26 protein-coding genes and 1 tRNA gene are annotated in these 22,421 nt (G+C 41.3%); 18 read left to right on the top strand and 9 right to left on the bottom strand.

The genetic code is table 11. The features are described 5' to 3' along the window. Positions 1 to 8: 8 nt before the first annotated feature. From VFC49_RS03130 to VFC49_RS03120, 3 genes are read left to right on the top strand one after another with little or no spacing between them, the layout of a single operon-like run. Positions 9 to 1,127 carry an eCIS core domain-containing protein gene (locus tag VFC49_RS03130; RefSeq protein ID WP_324736136.1) on the top strand — a complete coding sequence of 373 codons (1,119 nt, stop codon included), beginning with the start codon at positions 9 to 11 and terminating at the stop codon, positions 1,125 to 1,127. Continuing rightward, positions 1,120 to 2,268: a threonine synthase gene (gene thrC, locus VFC49_RS03125; protein WP_324736135.1), complete on the top strand. Its 1,149-nt coding sequence runs from the start codon at positions 1,120 to 1,122 to the stop codon at positions 2,266 to 2,268. Before VFC49_RS03130 ends, thrC begins: the two co-directional genes overlap by 8 nt. Before the next feature lie 39 nt (positions 2,269 to 2,307). Continuing rightward, entirely contained in the window at positions 2,308 to 3,060 is a 753-nt protein-coding gene (locus tag VFC49_RS03120; RefSeq protein WP_324736134.1) for a hypothetical protein, read from the top strand. Between the two features lie 14 nt (positions 3,061 to 3,074). On the opposite strand, the gene VFC49_RS03115 is transcribed toward VFC49_RS03120, so the two are convergent. Continuing rightward, complete coding sequence (locus VFC49_RS03115; protein ID WP_324736133.1) at positions 3,075 to 3,530, bottom strand: alanyl-tRNA editing protein; 456 nt, start codon at positions 3,528 to 3,530, stop codon at positions 3,075 to 3,077. Positions 3,531 to 3,743: 213 nt separating this feature from the next. Here VFC49_RS03115 and VFC49_RS03110 point away from each other — a divergent pair, with 213 nt between their 5' ends. Together VFC49_RS03110 and VFC49_RS03105 are read left to right on the top strand one after the other, a co-directional pair. Beyond that, a complete protein-coding gene (locus VFC49_RS03110; RefSeq protein ID WP_324736132.1) occupies positions 3,744 to 5,096 on the top strand; it encodes a cyclic 2,3-diphosphoglycerate synthase in 1,353 nt (450 codons plus the stop codon). A gap of 90 nt (positions 5,097 to 5,186) precedes the next feature. Beyond that, positions 5,187 to 6,038 carry a gamma-glutamyl-gamma-aminobutyrate hydrolase family protein gene (locus VFC49_RS03105; protein ID WP_013467265.1) on the top strand — a complete coding sequence of 284 codons (852 nt, stop codon included), beginning with the start codon at positions 5,187 to 5,189 and terminating at the stop codon, positions 6,036 to 6,038. Here the strand turns inward: VFC49_RS03105 and VFC49_RS03100 are convergent. Next, positions 6,004 to 6,846 (bottom strand): SPL family radical SAM protein, encoded by an 843-nt coding sequence (locus tag VFC49_RS03100; protein WP_324736131.1) that lies wholly within the window; start codon positions 6,844 to 6,846, stop codon positions 6,004 to 6,006. The genes VFC49_RS03105 and VFC49_RS03100 overlap by 35 nt on opposite strands. Before the next feature lie 61 nt (positions 6,847 to 6,907). Here VFC49_RS03100 and VFC49_RS03095 point away from each other — a divergent pair, with 61 nt between their 5' ends. Together VFC49_RS03095 and VFC49_RS03090 are read left to right on the top strand one after the other, a co-directional pair. Continuing rightward, on the top strand, positions 6,908 to 7,303 hold the full coding sequence (locus VFC49_RS03095) for an OsmC family protein (protein ID WP_324736130.1): 396 nt from the start codon (positions 6,908 to 6,910) through the stop codon (positions 7,301 to 7,303). Positions 7,304 to 7,366: 63 nt separating this feature from the next. Then, entirely contained in the window at positions 7,367 to 7,651 is a 285-nt protein-coding gene (locus VFC49_RS03090) for a family 4A encapsulin nanocompartment shell protein (RefSeq protein WP_324736129.1), read from the top strand. On the opposite strand, the gene VFC49_RS03085 is transcribed toward VFC49_RS03090, so the two are convergent. The 5 genes from VFC49_RS03085 to VFC49_RS03065 all read right to left on the bottom strand — a co-directional run bounded on the left by VFC49_RS03085 (position 7,641) and on the right by VFC49_RS03065 (position 11,034). Continuing rightward, positions 7,641 to 8,531 (bottom strand): triphosphoribosyl-dephospho-CoA synthase, encoded by an 891-nt coding sequence (locus VFC49_RS03085; RefSeq protein WP_324736128.1) that lies wholly within the window; start codon positions 8,529 to 8,531, stop codon positions 7,641 to 7,643. The two genes, VFC49_RS03090 and VFC49_RS03085, sit on opposite strands and share 11 nt — an antisense overlap. Positions 8,532 to 8,536: 5 nt before the next feature. After that, positions 8,537 to 9,406, bottom strand: a complete 870-nt coding sequence (locus VFC49_RS03080) for a hypothetical protein (protein ID WP_324736127.1) — start codon at positions 9,404 to 9,406, stop codon at positions 8,537 to 8,539. Positions 9,407 to 9,410: 4 nt separating this feature from the next. Next, complete coding sequence (locus VFC49_RS03075; RefSeq protein ID WP_324736126.1) at positions 9,411 to 9,872, bottom strand: PspC domain-containing protein; 462 nt, start codon at positions 9,870 to 9,872, stop codon at positions 9,411 to 9,413. A 111-nt stretch (positions 9,873 to 9,983) separates the two neighbouring features. Then, on the bottom strand, positions 9,984 to 10,484 hold the full coding sequence (gene pfpI / locus VFC49_RS03070; RefSeq protein WP_324736125.1) for a deglycase PfpI: 501 nt from the start codon (positions 10,482 to 10,484) through the stop codon (positions 9,984 to 9,986). Positions 10,485 to 10,581: 97 nt separating this feature from the next. Continuing rightward, positions 10,582 to 11,034: an Lrp/AsnC family transcriptional regulator gene (locus tag VFC49_RS03065; protein ID WP_048159929.1), complete on the bottom strand. Its 453-nt coding sequence runs from the start codon at positions 11,032 to 11,034 to the stop codon at positions 10,582 to 10,584. Positions 11,035 to 11,175: 141 nt separating this feature from the next. Here VFC49_RS03065 and VFC49_RS03060 point away from each other — a divergent pair, with 141 nt between their 5' ends. Then, on the top strand, positions 11,176 to 12,339 hold the full coding sequence (locus VFC49_RS03060) for a GTP-binding protein (protein ID WP_324736124.1): 1,164 nt from the start codon (positions 11,176 to 11,178) through the stop codon (positions 12,337 to 12,339). Positions 12,340 to 12,344: 5 nt separating this feature from the next. Here VFC49_RS03060 and VFC49_RS03055 read toward each other — a convergent pair whose 3' ends face one another. After that, a complete protein-coding gene (locus tag VFC49_RS03055; RefSeq protein WP_324736123.1) occupies positions 12,345 to 12,800 on the bottom strand; it encodes a hypothetical protein in 456 nt (151 codons plus the stop codon). Positions 12,801 to 12,980: 180 nt separating this feature from the next. Between VFC49_RS03055 and VFC49_RS03050 the strand changes: the two genes are divergently transcribed. From VFC49_RS03050 to VFC49_RS03010, 9 genes are all read left to right on the top strand, one after another. Continuing rightward, on the top strand, positions 12,981 to 13,157 hold the full coding sequence (locus VFC49_RS03050) for a hypothetical protein (protein WP_324736122.1): 177 nt from the start codon (positions 12,981 to 12,983) through the stop codon (positions 13,155 to 13,157). Beyond that, complete coding sequence (locus VFC49_RS03045) at positions 13,154 to 14,761, top strand: sodium/proline symporter (protein WP_324736121.1); 1,608 nt, start codon at positions 13,154 to 13,156, stop codon at positions 14,759 to 14,761. The genes VFC49_RS03050 and VFC49_RS03045 overlap by 4 nt, the downstream gene beginning before the upstream one ends. Before the next feature lie 109 nt (positions 14,762 to 14,870). Beyond that, positions 14,871 to 16,085: an FAD-dependent oxidoreductase gene (locus tag VFC49_RS03040; RefSeq protein ID WP_324736120.1), complete on the top strand. Its 1,215-nt coding sequence runs from the start codon at positions 14,871 to 14,873 to the stop codon at positions 16,083 to 16,085. Next, complete coding sequence (locus VFC49_RS03035) at positions 16,082 to 16,378, top strand: (2Fe-2S)-binding protein (RefSeq protein WP_324736119.1); 297 nt, start codon at positions 16,082 to 16,084, stop codon at positions 16,376 to 16,378. The genes VFC49_RS03040 and VFC49_RS03035 overlap by 4 nt, the downstream gene beginning before the upstream one ends. Then, positions 16,368 to 17,507: an FAD-binding oxidoreductase gene (locus VFC49_RS03030; RefSeq protein ID WP_324736118.1), complete on the top strand. Its 1,140-nt coding sequence runs from the start codon at positions 16,368 to 16,370 to the stop codon at positions 17,505 to 17,507. Before VFC49_RS03035 ends, VFC49_RS03030 begins: the two co-directional genes overlap by 11 nt. 174 nt (positions 17,508 to 17,681) lie before the next feature. After that, positions 17,682 to 19,118, top strand: a complete 1,437-nt coding sequence (locus tag VFC49_RS03025; RefSeq protein ID WP_324736117.1) for an FAD-dependent oxidoreductase — start codon at positions 17,682 to 17,684, stop codon at positions 19,116 to 19,118. Next, positions 19,115 to 19,621 (top strand): 4Fe-4S binding protein, encoded by a 507-nt coding sequence (locus VFC49_RS03020; RefSeq protein WP_324736116.1) that lies wholly within the window; start codon positions 19,115 to 19,117, stop codon positions 19,619 to 19,621. The genes VFC49_RS03025 and VFC49_RS03020 overlap by 4 nt, the downstream gene beginning before the upstream one ends. Beyond that, a complete protein-coding gene (locus tag VFC49_RS03015) occupies positions 19,618 to 19,911 on the top strand; it encodes a (2Fe-2S)-binding protein (RefSeq protein WP_324736115.1) in 294 nt (97 codons plus the stop codon). Before VFC49_RS03020 ends, VFC49_RS03015 begins: the two co-directional genes overlap by 4 nt. Next, on the top strand, positions 19,901 to 21,070 hold the full coding sequence (locus VFC49_RS03010) for an FAD-binding oxidoreductase (protein ID WP_324736610.1): 1,170 nt from the start codon (positions 19,901 to 19,903) through the stop codon (positions 21,068 to 21,070). Before VFC49_RS03015 ends, VFC49_RS03010 begins: the two co-directional genes overlap by 11 nt. 112 nt (positions 21,071 to 21,182) lie before the next feature. On the opposite strand, the gene VFC49_RS03005 is transcribed toward VFC49_RS03010, so the two are convergent. Further along, positions 21,183 to 21,270, bottom strand: a tRNA-Leu gene (locus tag VFC49_RS03005). Positions 21,271 to 21,359: 89 nt separating this feature from the next. Between VFC49_RS03005 and VFC49_RS03000 the strand changes: the two genes are divergently transcribed. Further along, on the top strand, positions 21,360 to 22,418 hold the full coding sequence (locus VFC49_RS03000) for a galactokinase (RefSeq protein ID WP_324736114.1): 1,059 nt from the start codon (positions 21,360 to 21,362) through the stop codon (positions 22,416 to 22,418). Positions 22,419 to 22,421 lie beyond the last annotated feature (3 nt).

The following is a 22,421-nucleotide window of genomic DNA, read 5'->3' as shown; positions in this document are numbered from 1 at the left end:
TGGAAGATGTGAGAAAGAAATCTGGGTTAATAACATTGACATTAATCGTCATTCTTATTGCATCATTTTATCAAATTAGAGTTAGTTCAATAGATGAGAGGGCAAAACAAGTACTCCAAAAGGTTCAGGAGATTGAGGGTGAAGTTCAGGAGATTAGAAATCTCTCATTCAAAGAATCGCCTAAAATAATTGTGATCACAAGACAAGAGGCTTTAGAAAAATGGGGTCCTTCAGAGGAGAATATATATGAACTTAGGATGTGGGAGGCAATCTATAAGATGACTTTTCTTGTCCCTCCAAGCTATAATTTAACAAAAGAGAAAAAAGAGCAAACAGCTTCATGGATTGCTGCAACCATAGGGAATAAAGTCTACATCATTGAAGAGAACTTCTTGGAAAGTGGAGAAACTGCTTATAGAGTTGTTGCTCATGAGTTAACTCATGTTTTGCAGAAGCAGAATTTTAATGCTCCTTATTCTGGGCCAACTTTAGATTCAACACTCGCTATAAGGGCTTTGGTTGAAGGGGATGCTGACTTAGTCGCTGATTTATACTGCAAAAGGCACCACATCCCAATAGAGAAGATAACAGCTCTATACCTCGAAGACCCCGTTTGGAGCTTAAACGCTTTCCCTTACGTTTTTGGCGATAAATTTGTGCAGTATCTCTACGAGAAAGGTGGTTGGGGTTTGGTTAATAGGGCATACTCAAAGTTGCCAGTCACGACTCAGCAGGTAATGAACCCAGAAATGTATCTGAGCTATACATTGCCAGAAAATGTGAGTTTAAGCGTTAGAAATGGTGGGGTAATTCATGAAGACACGATGGGAGAATTCTATGTTTATTTGCTCTTACTTGTTCACAATTATAAGGAAAAAGAGGCGAAGGAGATTGCGGATGGGTGGAAGGGGGATAAGTTAATTTTGGCTCAAAACTCTACAAGCTTAATCTTAGCTTGGAAAACTGCTTGGAGAGATGAGAGCAGCGCTGAGAAGTTCTATAATGCACTCAAGACAATTGGAGATAACTACGTTAAGGCACATCCAGAATTTGGATTATCCTTTACAATTAAGCAGGAAGGTAGATATGTTATGTTTACAGCGGTTAGGAGGCTGAAGAATGCTTAGATGTACAGCTTGCGGTAAAGAGTATTCTCTGAGAAAGCCATATCAGAGGTGTGAATGTGGAGAGCCTTTAGAGCTTGAGCTTTTTGAAGGCTTTGCTGGAATCGGAAAAAGTGTTTGGGAACGTTTTGTTCAGTTCTTTCCTTTTGAACTTGACTTGGATTTAAGCTTGGGGGAGGGGGATACTCCACTTATAAGAGCAAGGAAGCTCTCAAAAGAGCTCGGAATTCAGCTTTATTTAAAAAACGAAACCCTTAATCCAACTTGGAGCTTTAAGGATAGGGGAACATTTTTGGGAATCCACAGGGCTTTGCAGCTTGGCTTTGACAAAGTTGGGACTGTTTCAACTGGCAATATGGCTGCAAGTGTTGCAGCTTATGCATCGAGAGCAGGGCTGAAAGCTTACATTCTCGTTTCTTCAAACATAGCAGAGGAAAAGCTTAAGCAGATTGCTGTTTACGGAGCTGAGATTATAAAAGTTAGAGGTGATTACGGAAAACTCTACTATGAAAGCCTTAATCTTGGACAGAAGCTTGGCATCTACTTCATAAATTCTGACGATCCATTCCGTATAGAGGGATATAAGAGTATCAGCTTTGAGATTGTTGAAGAGGTCATGCCAGATTACGTTGTAGTTCCAACAAGCTCTGGTGGTCTGATTAGAGGAATCATAAAGGGCTTCCTTGAGCTCAAAAAGAGTAAGCTTATTGATAAGTTACCAATGTTTGTTTGTGTCCAAGCTGAAGGTTGCTCACCGATCTACAAAGCTTTCATTGAAGGGAAAGAGAAAATTGAGAGATTTGAAAATCCGCACACAATAGCGCATGCAATTGAAAATCCATACCCGCCGAGCGGAAATGTTGTATTGAGGCTTTTGAGAAAGCTCAACGGCATGTGTGTTGCTGTTAGTGATGAGGAAATCCTTAAAGCTCAGAGGGTGCTGGCTCAAGACGGTATATTTGCCCAGCCAGCTTCTGCAACTGGCATAGCAGCTGTAAAAAAGCTCAGAGAAGAAGGCAGAATTAAGAGAGAGGAGAGAGTTGTCAGCATACTAACGGGAGCTGGGCTTAAAACACTGCATCAGTTGGAGAGATTTGAAGTTAGAGAATGTGAAATGAAAAAGCTGGAAGATTGTTTGGTATGAGTGGTCAAAAAGAATATTGAGTACCAAGGAGGGGTAGCTATGAGAAAAATTGGCACTGTCTTGATTACAGTGTTGTTGCTTGCTGTATTCTCTGCGGGCTGTATGGGTGAGCCTGACCCAAAGGCTGATCTTATGGAGCTTAACTCTGCGGATAGCTTAACAACAGGTTTTTCAATCAAAATGTTTGATCCTAACAGTGCTGGAGTTTATGACATGGTTGACATGTGGGTTAGCGTTGAATCTAAAAACGGTAAGATTGTGAGAGAGGCGATAAACTTTACAGTAACAATGTTCACCCTAAAAACTCACGGATACATATACTTTGAGAATGAGAGCACCTTTAGAGGGTATTTTGCTATTGGTAAACCAGAGAACGTTACTATATATACATCAGAAGGGAAATTCCTGAAGGAGGTTGGCACGTTCATAATGCTAACTGTTCCGAAAGGTCATCAGGGTTGGATAATTAACAGCGACATCCTCAAAAAACTTACATTCAAGAAAACTGGAAATAATGAGTACACAGCTATAATGAATGTCACAAATAAGGAAGATCTCTCAAAAATCATGGGCACTGAGGTCACAGAAGAGGATATGAAGAAACTTGAAAGCTTTCAATACAAAGTTGAAGTTGTTTACAGGGATGGTAAACTCAATACAGTGAGGCATTATCTTATCTATAAGACACCTAATGTTGAAAAACCGCTGATGTATATAATCACTTACAGTGGGGTGAAAAAAGGTTTCACAAAGCCAGGATGGGTTGATAAAATGATGAGCTCTGGGAAGTGAGGCATGGGCTTAAGTCATAGAATATCAAAGCTAATTTCGAGCAACTCTTTGCTCTTTCTGAACCTCACCTTCTTGATTTTTATCCTTCCAACTTCCCCTGTTGCTTTTGTGTGCTGTTTGTTGCATGCATTGATATTCCAGTTTTCAATAACAACTACTTTTAGTGTCTTAATCTCTGGAGGAATTGGAAATAAATCATACATATCTTCGCCAAATCTCCTTTCAGCTTCTTCTCTCGGCAGTTCATATACATGAATGGGGACGTTTTCCTTAACTTTCTCGTTTGCCATTCTCTCAATTTCAGCAATTTCCTCTTGGGTGGGTTTTCGATCAAATTTGACTGTTAATCTTCCATGATTTTCATTAACGTAAACGCTTGCAGTCCACTTTGCTTTTTCTCCAAGCACTTTGACAACTGCACCCTTAACAACATGGAGAGCAGTGTGAGTTCTAACTTCAAGTTCGTTCATCTATAGACACCGAAAATTGAATTGGCATTTGGAATTATTAAGTTTGCTGGTAATTGTGAATCAAAGATTGCCACTTGATTTTCGAAGCTTCTTCCAATTTAAAAATGCACATCCAAAGAATTTTTGTCAAACTCTTTCATTATTCAACGAAAATGGTTATAAATGCCAAAATTGATACCTTTTTGCCGGTATGGAATTTTTGAGGTGATTGAAATGGTCGAGAAGAAAAGAAAAAGAGTTATTATTCTGGGAGCTGCTGGAAGAGATTTCCACAACTTCAACGTCTTCTTTAGAAACAACCCCGATTATGAAGTCGTAGCATTTACAGCCACGCAGATCCCAGATATTGAGGGTAGAATTTACCCACCAGAATTGGCTGGTCCTCTCTATCCAAACGGTATCCCAATCTGGAGCGAAGATGACTTAGAGAAAATCATCAAAGAGCATGACATTGACATTGCAGTTTTTGCTTACTCCGATGTATCACACGAACACGTTATGCACTTAGCCTCAAGAGCCCATGCTGCTGGTGCCGACTTCTGGCTTCTTGGACCTAAGAGCACAATGCTCAAGTCAAGCAAACCAGTTATAGCTGTTACAGCTGTCAGAACTGGTTCTGGAAAGAGCCAGACATCAAGAAAAGTTGCTAAGATTTTGAAGGAGCTTGGATACAAGGTTGCCGTCATAAGACACCCAATGCCTTATGGTGACTTGAGGAAGCAGATTGTCCAGAGGTTTGCAACCTATGAGGACCTTGACAAGTACGAATGTACAATTGAGGAGAGAGAGGAATATGAGCCACACATTGACTACGGTCATGTGGTTTATGCAGGTGTTGACTACGAGAAGATTCTCAGAGAGGCAGAGAAAGAAGCCGATATAATCCTCTGGGATGGAGGGAACAACGACTTTCCGTTCTATGAGCCAGATCTCTGGATTGTTGTAGCTGATCCACACAGACCCGGACATGAGCTCAAGTACCACCCAGGTGAGACGAATTTCCGCTCGGCCGATGTTATCATTATTAACAAGGTTGAGACAGCTTATCCAGAGAACGTGCAGAAAGTTAGAGAGAACATCGAGAAGGTTAATCCAAATGCTATCGTTATTGAAGCAGCTTCCCCAATCTTCGTTGACAAGCCAGAATTGATCAAGGGTAAGAGGGTTCTTGTCGTTGAAGATGGACCAACACTCACACACGGCGGCATGAAGTATGGAGCAGGTTACGTTGCTGCCAAGAAGTTCGGTGCTAAGGAGATTATTGACCCGAGACCATATGCCGTCGGCTCTATCGTTGAGACCTACAAGAAGTATCCACACTTAGATGTTATCCTCCCAGCAATGGGATACGGCAAGAAGCAGATTAAGGAGCTTGAGGAGACAATAAACAGAGCAGATGCTGATGTTGTTGTCATCGGAACACCAATTGATTTGAGAAGAATTCTCAACATCAACAAGCCAGCTGTTCGTGTTAGGTATGAGCTCGAGGAGATTGGACAGCCAAAGCTCTACGACATCCTCAAGGATTTCGTCGAGAAGTGCGAGAAGCTTAAAAAGAAGGAGTGACCCTCTTTGCTCTTTTCACTTTTCTAAATACATTTTATGCAGTTGAGTTTTTATAGCATAATTATGTAATCTTCATCTGGTGGTGTAGCTATGAAACCCATTATAGGCATTGTGGCACAATTTGACTGGGAAACAGGTGCCCTTACTATAAATGATATGTATGTTAAAAGGATTAAAAAAGCTGGGGGAATACCTGTAGCAATTCCTCCCCTCGTTGGGATAACAGATGTCCTTGAGGCAATGGATGGTCTGATTTTCCCTGAGGGGCCAGATATTCATCCTAAATACTATGGGGGAGAGCTAACGACAAAAATAAGGAATTTAGATGTTCAGAGGGACGAGTTTGAACTTACTTTAATTAGAGCAGCTCTTGAAAGGAACCTTCCAATCTTGGGAATTGGGAGAGGTGCTCAAGCCCTAAACGTTGCCCTTGGAGGTACCCTCTACCAAGATGTCGTTAGTGAAATTCCAAAGGCTATAAAGCATGATTGGACAAGTGGAGGCAGGTTCTTAGTTCATCCCAGCTGTAAAGTTCATGAAGTCAGGATAAAAACCAATTCAATGCTGTTTGAGATTCTAAAGGAAAAGCTGAACATTGAAGGGACAAATGAAGTTTTTATCGGCGTTAACAGTTTCCATCATCAGGCTATCAGAAAGCTTGGAGATGGTATCAAACCCGTTGCCTATGCTGATGATGGGATAATTGAAGGCATTGAAATTCCTGAGAAGTTTGCCATCGGGGTTCAGTGGCTTGCAGAATACATGGATGAAATGCAGCCCCTTTTTGATGCCTTAGTTGAAAAAGCTCTTGAGTATAAGAAAGGCAAAATCAGGGAGGAAATAAAGGAGGAGATTATAAGACAAGAAAGTGAAACAGGAAAAATGGCAGAAGAAATAGTTGAAGAAATTATAGAGGAACTAAGTGAGAGCCATCACAGGTAGGGTAAGAATAATACCCCTCTCTGCATGAGCCGAATGTGATCCTTTTCTCTTCAATGATCTTTTTTGCCTCCTTTAAGATTTTCATTCTGAAGTCTTTGGGAAGATAATAATATCCCCCAAATCTCTCTCCTCTTTTGTACAGTGGTTCAAGCTTTTTCATGAGCTCTGGGAATTTTGCTTTCATTCTTTTCCATGAATCTGGTCTGAGCTTTAGAGTAGAAACTGTTATATGTGAAACAAAGCTCAGTGCATTGACCGTTTTCTCAAAATCTTCCCATGTGTAAAAGGGTATGATTGGATCTATTCTTGCATAGACTGGAATTCCGCTCTTTTTTGCTTTTCTTAGAGCTCTTATTCTCTCTTTAGGTGAGGGAGCGTTTGGTTCTAATGCCTTAGCTTTTTCTTCGTCTATTGTTGTCACCGTTATCCCTACGGCGCATTTGAGTTCTTTTAGAATGTCCAAATCACGCTCAAAAATATCTGATTTTGTTAAGATCATGCATCTTACATTGTATCTTTTGAAGAGCTGAAGAACTTTTCGTGTAATGCCCAACTGCCTCTCAACTGTTGGATATGGATCAGAGGAATAGGAAAGCGAAATCATAAACCTCTTATCAAATTTTCTAAGCTCTTTCTCAAGATTAAGAAGGAGGTTCTCTTTAATTCTAACCTTAAAAGCTTTGGGAATGTATGCCGTTATGTAGCAGTAAATACAAGCATGATCGCAGCCTGTATAAACGTTTAGTGTATATTTAAAGGGACATGTGCAGAGCTTTGATTTCCATGGATCGAATGGTCGTATATACATGGGATAAAGTTTACAAAGCTATTTAAAAAGAATTGCCCCTAATTGATATCCGGGTGGTAAAATGATAACAGGGAAAGTTAGATGGCTTGGGAATGAAAAATTTGAGGCAAGTGTTGAAGAAGGAGGGAAAATAATCTTTGGAGAAAAGGGCATCTCTCCAATGAGAACCCTCCTCTTAGCTGTTGCCGGATGCACAGCTATTGATGTTGTCATGATCCTGCAGAAAATGAGAGAACCAATCAAAGACCTCGAAGTTGAAATAAGCGGGGAAAGGAGGGAAGAACATCCGAGGATTTACAAAAAGGTTCACATCCACTATAAGATCTATGGAGATGTAAATCCAGAAAAGGCTAAACGAGCAATAGAACTTAGTCAAAACAAATATTGCTCAGCCTCGGCACATTTGAAGCTCAGCGGAACTGAAGTTACATACACATTTGAGGTCATCAATGAATGAAGTTTTACAAGCATGAAAAACTTTAAATGTATTGGCATCATAGTTCATTTCAAGGTGAACTAAATGAGAGGGGATTTAATTAGAATCCTAAGTGCAGTTGAAGAAAAAGCCAACGAGCTCAAAATGGACGGTTTTGAACCTGATATTGTTCTCTTTGGAAAGGAAGCCTATGAGTTCTTAAAGGCTCAGGTGGATGAAGAATTTGGTGGGGATGAGAGAATCACAGAAGTTTCGGGCTTAAAGGTAAGAGTCCTTGAAGAGCTTGGTAGGGACGCTGTCGTTATAGATTCTAAGATGCTTGGAATTGGACTTGGAGGGGCGAAGAGGATAAGAATAATTAGAGATTAAGTTTGTAGCCATCAAGAATCAGCAAACTCAAAGCAATTGCCGTTATATCTGCTAAACTCCCAGGATTTCTTAAATCCCCTTTTTCCCTTAGGAATTTATCCAGTTCATCAATACTGAGAGTTCCATCCAGTGTTTCTCTTGCCTTCCTCATTACAAGTTCAGCCTCAGCCTTTCCAGCTTTTCTGATAATAAGGGTGTCTGGGGTTGATGCTAAGAGCTCAATAAACGCATTTAAAACAGCTTCTTCAAGGCTGAATTTCTTGGTTAATTCTTTGAGCCTCAGGAATGTCTTGTAACTGAGCTCATATCCATTTAACCATTCACAAAAAATAAGCTCTCTTTCACAGCTTATTTCAGCTAAGCGTTTGAGGTTGATTCTATCTCTGAAAAGCTCATCAAAAACATTCTCATTATAAACGTCGTATTTAACCCCGCTCTTTATTCCTTTGGGGTTGGCGATTCTTATGGCTTTATATAACTCCATTGCGTCTCTAACTGTTGAATGTTCAATTAACCTTTTTACAAGTTCTCTGGCATCATAAAGGTTTTTTGAGATAGTTAAAGCAATTACAAGAGGGATCTCCAGTGCTATTATACCAAAATTGGGATTTGCATCTTGTGCAGCTTTTGCATTTTGGACTGCCCTTTTGATCATTTCTCCGATATTGGCTTCACTTAGCTGATAATCCCCTCGCTTAATTAATCTGCCGACCTCCGTTGCCTCATAGAGGATATCAACAACAGCAACATTTCCAAAGAGAAAATGATAAAGGGTCAAATCCTCGAAATCTCTAAAGCGGTTCACATTGCCAGGCTTTGGAATCATAACCTCAAGCAAAGATCCAAGCGTGAAAGCTTTTATTATCTTCCACCTCTCCATGTCTCTCAGCTCACCTTTACTCTTCCTATTACGCTGTCAACTATCAGCTTTAATGTTTTTGTGCCACTTTCATTGGAGTTAATCTCAATTTTTGTTGCTGAATCCCTTATGATAGGTACAACTTTATATTCCGAGGGTACATCAATTGTTATATCGCCGATTCCATCTTCCATGGTAATCTGAGAGCATTCCTCAATCTCTATGTTGAAATCCCCAACGAAGTCGCTCAGATAAAGCTCTTCAATTTTCATTTGTGAAATGCTGAATCTTCCAACGGTGTTTTTTATCATGATTTGGCTCAGGTTATCTTCGAGGTTTATGTAATAATCCCCAACAGTATTGCTTATTTCAAGGCTTTTTAAGAGTCCTTTGCCTACCTCCACAGTCAGCTTGCCATTTTTATATCTGCTACATACCTCAGTGCATTTCAGAATAAGGGTACTCCCACTTATTTCTGCCTGAACAGGAAGATTCGATGTGACTTTTATTGAGTTTCCATCAGTGCTTATTATTTTAGTTTCAGCTACAATGTCTTGAATAATCAGCTCAGAGGCTTGGAATTCTCCAACGGCATGCATTTCCCCTTCCATTTTCTCCCCAAACCACTCTCCTATTGAGTACCAGGAAGTGGTGCCAACGTCAGGAACCACTAAGTAAAGGGCAACATAGAGAATAAAGATTGCACTAATTGTAGTTCTCCAAGCTTTGTTCTTTGAGAGCAAGTATAAACCAAGGCAGATAAGAGCAACACCCCAAAATGATGCCTTTATGTAGTGAGCATATGGTGCTAAATATGTTAGCGTCTCAGGGTAGAACTTTTTGAGGAGTATTAATGCTCCAAGGAACAAAAGGAAAAGTCCAAGTGTTCTTCCCATGTTTTCACCCCCTAATCAGCAAGTATATTCCAAATAGGAGCAGCAGGACTGCTAAGAGAACATCCCCCTGAAGATACCACATGAAGGGGGCTATCTTTCTTAAAATCAGAACTCCACCAAGAATAATTAAAATTATTGCGAGGAGCTTTTCATTGCTGTGATCTTTAACCGTTGGGGCTGGCTTTTTAGAGCTAAATGCTTGTGTCAGTGTTTCATCAATCTCTTTTGCAATTTTTTCCGCTTTTTCAGGAAGCTTATCAAGGGATATCTCTTCCTCAGGCTCTTCCGGCATTATGAGGGCCAAGGCGAAATACATCAGTATCGCCGTTACAGGGGCCAAAAAGAGCAGGATGACATAGATTATCCTCACAAGTGTAGGATCAACATCAAGGTACTTTGCTATCCCTCCTAAAACTCCCAAAAATATTTTCTCATCCTTTGAACGATAAAGCCTTTTCTTTTCCATTCCTACCCCCTCATGTAAATTTAGTACTCACATATGGTGTTTCCGTTACTAAAGTCCAAGAAGAGATATATAAAAATTATCATCCAAAGAAACAAAGAAACAGGAGAGGAATCACTTTAACAGCTTAACAAACTCTCTCATCCAGGCATATAAATCGCCGGGATGTCTTGAGCTTACCCAGTTTCCATCGACTACAACTTCTTTGTCTATGAACTCCGCTCCAGCGTTAATAAGATCATCTCTAATTGTTATTACACATGTTCCTTTTCTTCCTTTTAGAACTCCCGCTGATATCAGAATTTGAGGCCCATGACAGATTGTTGCCACTGGTTTTCTATCGTTGAACATCTTCCTTGCTATTGCCACAGCCTTTTCATTGATCCTTACTCTCTCCGGCGCTTTTCCTCCCGGTAGAACAAGGGCATCAAACTCATCTGGATCGACTTCATCAAAAGTTAAATCAACCTTAACCTTGTATCCATGTTTCCCGGTTATATAATCTTTCTTGTTGCTTGCTATAGTCACTTCATGCCCTTCTTCCTTTATGCGGTGAAGGGGGTAAATTAGCTCAATATCCTCAAAGTCATCCGCACTCAGAAACAGCACTTTCATTTTTGACACCTCCATAGTAACGTTCAGATAAGATTAGAACTGCATCTTTATAAACATTTTCACTCAAAAATGGACAAAAATGGGTAAAGAACTTGAATTAGAGGGGAAGTTCCGTAGTTTCTTTATGTACCTTCAGAACTACCATTGTGTGTGTTGCCTCAACGCCATCAATCTCTCCAATTTTGTCAAGGAACTCATTAAGCTCTTCACTTCCTCTTGTTCTAATTTTAACTATCATATCATAGTCCCCGGTAGTCTCATAGATTTCCACAATTTCAGGGTATTTGACGAGTTCTTTGGCAACATAAGCGTATTTTCCAGCTTTTGCTTTAATTAGGATAAACGACAGCATTGTGAATCCAAGTGCCTCGGGGTCAAGAATTACAGTAAACTTTTTGATCACGCCATTTTCTTTAAGCTTCTTTATCCTTTCGTAAATCGTCGATTCAGCCAGACCAACTGCTTTGGATATTTCTCTCAGGGGAGTTCGGCTGTTCTTCTGAAGTATTCCCAAAATTTTTTTGTCAGTATCATCAAGAGTAGCCCTCACCATCTTCCACCCTTCTAAAATTTTTCGGCAAAGTATATAAATTTGATGATATTTGAACGAGGTACATGGGAACCATATCTTTATAAAATCACTCCATTAACATCTAATGGCGAGAGTAGCGTTTTTAAAGAGGTGACTTTTATGCCGACCAACGTTACAGCAGAGTATCTTGCGGCAGAAGAGGAATATAGGAATGCAAAAACAATCGCAGAAAAAATCAAAGCACTTGAAAAAATGTATGCAACTGTTCCAAAGCATAAAGGAACAGAAAAGCTCAGACTCCAAATAAAGCGAAGATTAGCAGAGCTTAGGAAGGAGCTTGAAAAGCAACAAGCTCAGAGAAAGGGAGGAGGTTATTCTTTCAGTGTCAAAAAAGAAGGTGCAGCCCAAATAGTTCTCGCTGGTCTGCCGAATGTAGGTAAATCTTCTCTTTTAAGGCGGCTTACTGGGGTAGATACAGATGTTGCCGATTACCCATTCACCACTGTTGAGCCGATTCCTGGAATGATGAAACATAATGACGTTCAAATCCAGCTGGTTGAAGTTCCTGGTTTAGTTGAAGGTGCGTCATTGGGAAAAGGTATGGGAACTCAGCTTTTGGCCGTGATTAGGAATGCTGATGCAATTGCTATTGTCATTGATCTCTCTCAGGACCCCATCAGACAGATGGAGATAATTCTAAAAGAGTTTGAAAGAGCAGGGATTAAAATCAACAAGAGAAGGCCTAGGATTGAGATCAAGAAGATGCCATATGGAGGAATTGTAATTAACGGGCAGGAGAACATTAAAGGTGATATCGAAGAAGTCATGAAAATGCTCCGGGAAGAGAAAATTCACTCGGCTGAGATAACAGTTAAAGAACCGGTAACGCTTGAAGAGTTTGCTGACGCTTTGGATGAGAGCTTAGTATGGAGGAGAGCAATAATTATTGCAAATAAGGGAGATGCCCCCGGAAGCAGAGAAAACTATGAAAAATTGGTTAGAGAATATGGAAATCGCTTTAAAATAGTTCCCGTTTCGGCAAAGAAGGGAATAAACATTGATGCAGTTAAGGATGCTCTTTATGAGCTGGCTGGTATAATTAGGGTTTTCACAAAATCTCCGGGAGAAGAACCGGCTTATCCTCCAATTGCTCTTAGGAAAGGTGCAACTGTTTTGGATGTTGCAAAGAGAATCCACAAGGATTTTGCCAAGAAATTCAAATATGCAAGGGTATGGGGTAAGAGTGTGAAATTCCCGGGACAAAGGGTCGGAGCTGACCATGTATTAGAGGATGGGGATATAGTTGAGATTCATGCACGGTGACATCGTTACATTAAGTCTTTGAATTTAAACTTGTCTCCGGTTAGGCTATCCATCACATAGACTTCTCCGTCTTCTTTAAATATCCAGAATACTTTGTATGCTTCCACTTCTTTTACTACCTCCACTTTTGGCGTCCACCAGCTTATGACCATCAGGTTCCCCCAATTAAATGCACTCTCTACTGCTTTTTGTTTTGCTTCCTCCTCTGTTATATTCGATGGCATAATTGCATCTTCTGGGACTTTCCACTCTTGGATGTCTATAATACCGTCTCCTCTTTCAACTCCAAAACGGTAGCAGTCAACATATGCAAAATAGTCCATGACTCTATCGGACATTTTTAGACGTTTGTAAAAGAGTTTTATGTGGTATATTCTATATGGATAGAGTACAAATTTTGCATTCTTTTCATCTTTTGGTTTAAATACTGGCTTCATGACTTTAACCGTCGCGATTCCCATTTGACCCTCCCCATAACAGTTTAACATACTCCTTGCTTATAACACTAATTGATGAAGTATAATTCATAAAAATCTGTTGCACATATCCAAATTTTGTGCGGCGTTAGTTTTATATACGTAAAGTGTATAAATGAAAATTGCAGTACATTGTTGCTGCATCAAGTTACTGGAGGTGAAAAAATGGGCCTTAGTGGTGCTGCTTGGGCAACATTGATTGTACCTACTCTTTTAGGGATTTTAGTGATGGTGCTGTATGGCTTTTGGGACAAAATAACAGGCAAGGAATACTATGTAGACGATGAAATACTGGCATACGACGAGGAATTGCTAAAAGAGCTTGAGGGGGGTAAGAGATGAACGCTGGCATACTGATTGGTTTCCTGGCATACTTAGTCCTTTTGGCATACATCGGCTGGTGGGCAAACAGGTTCACAAAAACCGAAGATCAGTATTTCGTTGGTGGAAGAAAAGTCCACATTCTTGCTGCTGCCCTCAGTGATAAAGCAAGCGACTTCTCTGGCTGGCTGATGCTTGGTTATCCGGGGAGTGCATTTAAAGCAGGTTTGGGTGCATTTTGGGCGGCAATTGGATGTCTCTTTGGAACCTTGGCAGACTATGTGCTAATTGGGCCAAGATTGAGAATTTATGCGGGTAAATTCAGGGCAATTACAGTCCCAGACTACTTGGAGGCGAGGCTTAAGGATGATACAAAGCTGATTAGAATCCTTGGTGCTGCGATTATATTGGTCTTCATGACAGCTTATGTAGCAGCACAATTTGCAGCGGGTGGAAAAGCCTTAGCTCAGGCGTTTGATATCAGTGTAAACACTGGTATCTTAATAACTGTGATTATACTGACCGCCTATGTTATTACGGGAGGATTCTTTGCAGTTGTCTGGACAGATGTAGTGCAGGCGCTGTTTATGCTACTGACACTTATTATAGTGCCCATTTTAGCCCTTGCAAAGATTGGCGGGCTTGAAAAGGCAACCCAATACATGGAGCCCGCAAAGCTACATCCCTTCGGAGGTGCTGTTGGGTTTGCTGCATTAATTTTTGCCATTGGTTATGCTTCATGGATCGTTGGATATCTTGGTCAGCCTCACATAGTCACAAGATACATGAGTGTTGAAGATCCAAGGAAGCTTAGGAGACCTGGTATATTCATCAGTGGCATATGGACAATCATCGTCCTCTGGGGTGCATTCTTTGCTGGATTCCTTGGATATGCTATGGTGAAGGCGGGGATTTTACAAGTCAGTGATCCAGAGAGAGTCATTCCTGCAATGGCTGTTGAGCTCATGCCGTCTTGGTTAGCAGGATTTGTCATTGCAGGTATAATTTCAGCAATAATGAGTACTGCTGACTCTCAATTGCTGGTTGCTTCCTCAGCGGTTACGAGAGATCTGTATCACAAAGTTCTTGGAAAGGAGCTTGGGAAGAAGCAGATAGTCAACATTGGTAGAATAGTTGTCTTAGGCGTTGCAATCTTTGCTCTCTATGGAGCATTAACGGGAAGTAAGTTCATCTATGGCATGGTTGCGACTGCATGGGGCGGTTTGGCTGTTGGATTTGGCCCAATATTAACCCTGAGTCTATGGTGGAAGAGGGTTACAAAAGAGGCTGGAATTATAGGAATGGCATACGGTTTAATCTCTGAGGTCATTCTTGAGTCAAAGATTTACGGATGGGCATTCAATCCAAATGCCCCGGGATTCTTTGGGACCCTTGGATCGATCTTCAATGGCGTTCCAGTGTTCTTCATAAACTTCTTTGTCACACTGTTTATAATAATCATTATCAGCCTGCTAACGAAGCCACCAGAAGACGTTGTTAAGCTTCATGAGCAGATTTTCAAGAAGGTTCCAGTGCAAGAAGGCGGCAAGAAAGTCATGGAGGCGAGGGCAAAGAGCCAAATTGAAAATGTCGCAGAGTTTATCAAAGCCAGAGGGTTTGCTTGATTCTTCATTCTATTTTTAACTTTTTGTTTAAAACCTTTAGTTTCAACATTAAGGTTTATAAGCCTCAAAGAGTTCTACAATATGGGATTAAGCTAAAGAAGGTGATATCATGCGCCCTTTAGATCTGTATGAGAAGGATTCTTCTAAGAAAGTTACAATTTATTTTGAGGGGAAATCTCTTGAAGCATACGAAGGAGAGCCGATTCACGTTGCACTGCTCGCAAATGGGATAAAGTGGATTACACTGAGCGGACATGGACGAAAAAGGGGGGCATTTACTTTCGGTCCAGTTCTCGTAACTGTTAATGGTGTCAGGAACTATGATGGCAGAAAGACTAAGGTTTGGGATGGGATGAAAATTGAAATGCAGAGCTATATGGAGCCCCTGCCGGAACATTTGGGAGAAATGGGCAAAGTTGAAAGGTATTATACTGATGTTGTGATTGTTGGCAGCGGTGCTGCGGGATTAGGGGCTGCTTTGGAAATGCAAGACAGTCTTGATGTTGTGATTTTTGAGGAGAAAGGAAGATTAGGCTGGGGCTTACTGAAGAGGAGCGTGCCTCTCAGTAATGGCAAGAAACCAAAAGAATTTAGAAAGGAACTTGTTGAACGGCTCAGGGTTAAAGCCTTTACAAGGACGCCAGTTCTTGGTGTCTTTCGTGACGGGGATTATTTTGTTGTAGTTGCAAATAAGGAAAATGATTTAATAGAGGTTACAGCTAAGAGGGTTGTCGTTTCAACAGGAGGGATAGCAAAATTTGCACTGTTTGAGAACAACGAAATGCCCGGCGTATTTAGAGAGGATTTTGTTCTTGAATTGTTAAACATCTGGGGCGTCAAACCTGGGAACAAGATAACACTCTACGGCAGCAATTCTCAAAATATTGCCAGAGAATTTGAGAATCATGGTTTAAATTATATCCTTATTGAAAATCCGATAGTAAGAGCAGAAGGTGAGAACGAGGTTGAGAGGGTTGTAGATGTAAAAGGGAATGTTTATGAGACAGATGCTTTGATAATCGCCGAGGGATACAGACCTGATATTCATTTAGCACAGCAGGTGGGGGCTGAGATAACGTATGTGGAAGATCTGGGTGGTTATCTTCCCCTTAGGAACAAAAGAAATGAGATTGTTGACGGAGTTTATATAGCTGGAAACGCTTCTTGGATTAAAGGAAGTTACGAGAACTATCTCGAGGGCAGATTGGTTGGAGCTTATATCCTTGAGGAATTTGGATTCAAAAGCAATGTTGATCAAATAAAAGAGGAGTTTCTCAAGAAAATTGGGGACAAAGCATCTCTTCTTGAGGAGGTGATTTTATGATTAAGCTCAACATTGATCTGGAAAAGATCAATCCAGAAGAAGTTTTTATCTGTGGATGTGATGTTACGCTGAAAGACATTCTTGACTTAATTGATCAGGGGATTACAGACATCCAATTAATTAAACGGTTGACCCATGTTGGTATGGGTTTCTGCCAGGGGAGATACTGCATTGACACGGTGGCTCGGATAATTGCATGGAAGACAGGGAAGGATTTGAAGGAGATAAAGCTGCCGGTTGCCAGAACGCCAATCAGACCAGTGAAAATGAAGGTGATGGCAGATGAGGAGTGAGATTGTTATCATTGGTGGGGGGATTATTGGAGTTACACTTGCCTATGAGCTTGCGAAAAGAGGAGAGCAGGTTACAGTGCTGGAAAAGAAGTATATTGGTTCGGGCTCAACTTTTAGATGTGGGACTGGAATAAGACAGCAGTTTACTGATGAAGCCAATATTAAGGTCATGAAGCGTTCAGTTGAGCTGTGGAAGAAATACAGTGAAGAACTCGGTTTTCCATTTAAGCAAACGGGATATCTATTTCTTCTCTATGACGATGAGGAAGTGGAGGAGTTTAGGAAAAATATAAAGCTCCAGAACAGTCTTGGAGTTCCCACAAGGCTGATAACTCCAGAAGAGGCTAAAGAGATTGTCCCTGTTTTGGATACGAGTGAGGTTATTGCAGCATCATGGAATCCAACTGATGGAAAAGCTGACCCATTCTTTGCCACAACTGCGTTTGCAAGGGAAGCAAGAAAGCTTGGTGCTGAAATCTTAGAGTATACCGAGGCAAAGGACATAATAGTTGAGGAAGGTGAGATAAAAGGAGTTAAAACAAATAAAGGTATAATTGAAACCGGGATTATTGTAAATGCCGCAAATGCATGGGCTAAGCTGATTAACGCAATGGCTAAAATTCCAATTAAAATCCCGATTGAACCATATAAACATCAGGGAGTTATTACACAGCCACTTAAGGAAGGACAGATCGACCCAATGGTGATATCCTTGAAGTATAATGATGCATATTTAACTCAAACAGAACATGGTGGTATTATTGGGGGAGTAGGTGTTGAATACGGCCCTACCTACGATTTAACCCCCACTTATGAGTTTATAAGAGAAGTTAGTAAAGCATTTACAAAGATAATTCCAGTTCTTGGTGAGCTTTTAATCCTTAGAACATGGGCTGGGTTCTATGCCAAAACCCCAGACAGCAATCCAGCAATTGGCAGGATAGAGGAGATTGATGAATTTTACATTGCTGCCGGCTTTAGTGGACATGGCTTTATGATGGCTCCAGCTGTTGCTGAGATGCTTGCAGATTTGATAACAAAAGGAAGAACTGATTTGCCAATTGAATGGTATGACCCATATCGCTTTGAGCGTGGAGAGTTAAGGGAAACCGCACTTCAGATGGGATGATTTTTACCTTATAATCCTTTTTATTGAAAGATTTTCGTCTATTCTCAGATTAATTGGACATTGTTATATTCTGAAATCTTAATTAGACAAAAGAAAGGCAACCAAAGGTGCAAAACTTTTTTATCAGAAAATCCTCATAAACAAGTTTTTACATATTTCATGCTGGTGAAACTTATGAGGCTCACTGAACACCCTGTTCTTGATTTTCAAAAAAAGCGTGGCAGAAAAATTACAATCTATTTTGAGGGACAACCAGTTGAGGCATATGAAGGAGAAACAATAGTCATGGCATTACATGCTGCTGGTATAAGAGTCCTTGGATACAGTGTTCACAAACACAGACCTCGGGGCTTGTTCTGTGCAATTGGAAAGTGCTCCTCATGTTTAATGACAGTGAACGGAATTCCAAACGTAAGAACATGCATAACACTCGTTGAAGAGGGCATGGATATAAGAATGCAACAAGAGAAGCCAATACTGCCCAAGAATGCAAAACCTCCAGAATGGAGGGAGGCAGAAAAAGTTTCTGGTGATATAGTGATTATTGGTGGAGGACCTGCTGGACTTATGGCTGCAATAAATGCTGCTGATGCCGGAGCTAAGGTCATCCTTCTTGATGAGAATCCAATGCTTGGTGGCCAGCTGGTAAAGCAGACCCATAAGTTCTTTGGAAAGAGAGAGCAGTTTGCAGGAGTTAGAGGGATCAAGATAGCGGAAATTTTAGAGGAAGAAGTTAGAAAAAGGGAAAACATAGAGATTTTCCTTGAAACTTCAGCGATAATGCTTCTCCAAGATGGAGATGAAAAGCTCGTAGTTGGGGTCAGGAAAAATAAAGAGCTCGTGGAATTCAGAGGAAAAGCTGTTATTGTGGCAACTGGAGCAATGGAAAAGATGATACCTTTTGAGGGCAACGACTTACCCGGTGTTTACGGAGCGGGAGCCATTCAGACATTAATGAACACATATGGAGTCAAGCCGGGAGATAGGGTTCTCATTGTTGGCGCCGGAAACGTTGGATTAATCTTAGCCTATCAGCTAATCCAAGCTGGTGTTGAAGTAAGGGCAATAGTTGAGGCTATGCCAAAGATTGGAGGCTATTTCGTTCACGCAGCAAAGGTTAGAAGATTGGGTGTTCCAATTCTGACGAGACACACAATCCTTAGAGCTGAAGGGAAAGAAAAGGTTGAAAGGGCAGTTGTTGCTCAGATTGACGAAAGATGGAGACCAATTCCGGGAACCGAGAAAGTATTTGATGTTGATGTAATTGCCTTAGCCGTTGGACTAAGGCCAAGCATAGAGCTCCTTCATCAGGTCGGCTGTCAGATTAAATACGTCCCAGAGCTTGGGGGGCATGTTGTGATTAGAGACAGCAGAATGGAAACGACAATTAGGGGAATCTTTGTTGCAGGAGATTCGGCGGGAATTGAGGAGGCAACAACGGCAATGCTTGAAGGAAAGATAGCTGGAATTGCTGCTGCTCTGGAGATTAGCTCTGCTTCACCAGAATGGCTCAAAGAGATAGAGAAAGCCCAGAAAGAGCTTGACGAGTTTAGAGCCGGACCATTTGGTAGGAAAGTTCTTGAGGGTATTAAGAAGGTGGTGGTAGAATGAGTGAAATCCCGCACTACCTCAGAGAGGGATTCATAACAGTTGAAGAGCTCAGGCAAGTCATAGAGCTTCCCAGCGAGGAGCGATTGAGGAGAAGACCTGTTGCAATTCCTGAATGTCCTCAGGAAATTCCATGTACACCATGTAAAGAAATCTGCCCCACAAACGCTGTTCTTATGGAAAATCCAAATGCAATTCCGATCGTTGATTACGAGAAGTGCATTGGCTGTTCTCTCTGTGTGCAGATTTGTCCCGGCTTGGCATTCTTCATGGTTCACTACGTTGGTGACAAAGCCAGGGTTACTATGCCGCATGAGCTTTTACCGGTCCCAAAGGTTGGGGAGGAGGTGGTTTTGCTCAACAGGGTCGGAGAAGAAGTGGGGAAAGGAAAAGTGATTACAGTGGTGCCAAGGGAGAAGAGCAAAGGGGATACGCCAATAATAACGGTTGAAATGCCAATTGAGCTTGCGTGGGATGTTAGGGCTGTCAGGGTGGTGAGAGAATGAGCGATAAGAAAAACATCATAATCTGCCGCTGTAATGAAGTAACTCAGGAGGAAATCGAGGCTCTAATAGACCAGGGAGTCACTGACATCGAGATGATAAAGAGGCTTTTAAGGATAGGCATGGGGCCGTGTCAAGGAAGGACATGTCTTCCGATGGTTATCTCGATCCTTGCAAGAAAAACCGGTAAAAGACCAGATGAAATTACGCTTCCTGCAACAAGAATCCCTGTGAGACCCGTTCCAGCCGGAGTATTGGTGGGTGAGATGGAGAGTGATGGAAATGAAGAGTAGAGCTGAAGTTGTCATTATTGGTGGAGGCGTCATTGGACTCTCAATAGCCTACCATTTAGGAAAGCTTGGTGTTGAAGACGTTGTTGTCCTTGAGAAGAAATACATAGGTTCAGGTTCAACCTTCAGATGTGCCTCTGGAATCAGGGCACAATTTACCGATGAAGCAAATATAAAGCTTCAAAAGTACAACATTGAGAGATGGAAGAGGCTTAGTGATGAGCTTGAGCATGATATAAATTTCAAACAGAGTGGATACCTATTCTTAGCAACAAGTGAGGAGGAAGTTGAAGTATTTAAGAAAAACATAAAACTCCAGAACAGGCTTGGAGTCCCTACAAGGCTCATTGGCATGGATGAAGCAAAAGAAATTGTCCCACCCCTTAATACAGAGCCTTTCTTAGCGGGTGCATGGAACCCCGAAGATGGGAAGGCAAGTCCATTCCACGTTGTTTACGGGTTTGCAAAGAAAGCAAAAGAGTTTGGTGTTGAGATTTGCGAATATACACCGGCGGTTGATATATTGGTGGAAAAGGATGAAATAAAAGGGGTTAAAACGGAAAAAGGCATAATAAAGACTGGAATAGTAATTAACGCTGCAAATGCTTGGGCACCAATAATAAATGAAATGGCTGGACTGAAAAGGGATTTTATCCCAATAAAGCCGTACAAACATCAACTTGTCAAAACTGAGCCAATAGCAGAGGGACAAATTGAACCATTGACGTGTCCCCCTGCATGGAATGATTCCTATGTCATCCAAGATGGTGAAGATGGCGGTGTTATCTGCGGAACTGGGCTTGAGAAGCTCACTCATTTAGATGATGTTCAACCTACATATGACTTCATGAGGGAGGTACTTAAGTGGGCAACAAAAATTATTCCTGCTTTGAAGTATGTTCACGTTGTTAGGCAGTGGGCAGGGTTTTATGCCAAAACTCCCGATAGCAATCCTGCAATAGGAAGAATTCAATATGTAGATGAGCTTTATATAGCTGCAGGTTTCAGCGGACATGGCTTTATGATGGCACCAGGAGTTGGTGAGGCAATCGCAGAGCTGATAGTGAAAGGAAAGAGCAAAGTTCCACTTGATTGGGACTGGTACGACCCACACAGATTTGAGCGTGGAGAACTGAGAAGTGCAGCATTCCAGATTGGTTGATTTTTGATTCTTTTTTGGGTTTATTTTTTAATTGCTCTCATGATTCTGGTATAATCTCCTAAAGCGTTACACGACCATTTGATTTTTTGAATGAAATTGTCAGAAAAGTTTCTGGTGCGGGGGCCGGGATTTGAACCCGGGAACCCCTGCGGGACGGGACCCTAAATCCCGCGCCTTTGACCAGGCTCGGCAACCCCCGCCCGAATTTTATCAGCTACCTGCAATATTTAAAGGTTTCTGAGGCAAGCTTAAATATAACAAGATACAAAACTACTCTTTGGGTAGTTCCATGCATAGGGTTATTTCTCCGGGAAGGGTTAATTTGATTGGTGAGCATACGGATTACACTTTTGGTTATGTTATGCCAATGGCTGTGAATCTCTACACAGTTATTGAGGGTAAGAAAAGTGAATCTGTGGAGTTGTATTCGGAACACTTTAAAGAGACAAGGGCTTTTGAGCTAAATAACCTTGAAAAGGAGAATTCATGGATTGACTATGTTAAAGGAATTTACAAGGTTCTCTTTGAGGCGGGTTTCAAGCTTGGGGGGATTAGAGGGAGGATTAATGGTAACTTACCGATTGGAGCCGGATTGAGTTCCTCGGCGAGTTTTGAACTTGCAATAATGCAGTTTCTGAATGAAGTCTACAACTTGGGAATTTCAAGAGAAGATATGGCACTCCTTGCACAAAAGGCAGAGAATGAGTTTGTTGGTATTCCTTGTGGTATAATGGATCAATTTGTAGTTGCCCTTGGAAAAAAGGGGCATGCAGTGTTCATTGATACTGAAACTCTTCACTATGAGTATATAGCTCTTCCCAAGGATATGCAGATTTTGGTCTTCTACACAGGCATTAGGCGTAAGCTGGCGGCTTCTGCCTATGCTGATAGAAGAAGAATAGCAGAAACAATTCTCAAGCGCATAGGAAAGAAATCCTCAAAAGAAGTAACTGAGAGAGATTTAAGAGGATTGCCGGGAATCTACAAAAAGCGCTTTGCCTACATTATAAGGGAAAATGAAAGGGTCTTAGAAGCAAAAGAAGCCCTCAGAAAAGGGGATATAGAACAATTTGGAAAAATTTTGACAAGGGCTCACTGGGACATAGCTGAGAATTATGGCGTGAGCTGCGGAGAGCTTGATTTCTTTGTAAGAAAAGTTGTCAAGCTTGGAGCCTATGGGGCAAGGCTAACTGGGGCAGGGTTTGGAGGAGCCGCGATAGCTGTAGTGGATAGAGAGGAGGCTAAGAAAATTGGGGAGAAAATTTTGAGAGAATACACTAAGGCATTCAACTGGAAAGCCCAGTATTTTTTAGTTGAAGCTTCCGATGGGGTGAAGATGGTTAGGTGAGTG

Source organism: Thermococcus sp. SY098, from assembly GCF_035621495.1.
Lineage (GTDB): Archaea > Methanobacteriota_B > Thermococci > Thermococcales > Thermococcaceae > Thermococcus_B.
This window is presented reverse-complemented; position numbering and strand designations above follow the sequence as displayed.